The sequence below is a fragment of the Curtobacterium sp. MCBA15_016 genome, from assembly GCF_001865105.1.
Lineage (GTDB): Bacteria > Actinomycetota > Actinomycetes > Actinomycetales > Microbacteriaceae > Curtobacterium.
In genome coordinates this window covers 1,145-1,504 of the sequence record NZ_MJGR01000009.1, presented here as the reverse complement: position 1 = coordinate 1,504, position 360 = coordinate 1,145, and the positions used below count along the sequence as shown (strand labels likewise).

The following is a 360-nucleotide window of genomic DNA, read 5'->3' as shown; positions in this document are numbered from 1 at the left end:
TGGAGGCACGTGGTCGCGTCGATCGGTGAGGCCGCCGGCCTCGACACGGGAACCCACGACGGGCTGTTGGCGGCTCTGCGCGCACGTCGCCAGTACTTCATCCAGCACGGTGCCACCGCCACGGACACCGGGGTCCTCGACGCCGGGTCCACGCCGCTGTCGGCCTCGGAGCGCTCGCGGATCCACACGGCCGCGATGCAGGGTCCGTCCGCTGTGACCGCGTCGGAGGCCGTCGCGTACCGGCACGACATGCTCTACCGGTGGGCCGAGATGAGCGTCGAGGACGGTCTCGTCATGCAGCTCCACCCCGGTGTGCTGCGGAACCACCACGCCCCCACGCTCGAGCGCTTCGGGCCGGAC

Annotated in this window: 1 protein-coding gene; it reads left to right on the top strand. The window is 71.9% G+C overall.

Going from position 1 to position 360, the window contains the following annotated elements; all coding sequences use genetic code 11:
* Window positions 1–9: 9 nt before the first annotated feature.
* Window positions 10–360, top strand: a 351-nt coding sequence (locus tag BIV03_RS04295; protein ID WP_254790723.1) for a glucuronate isomerase, incomplete at its 3' end; no start/stop codon positions are given.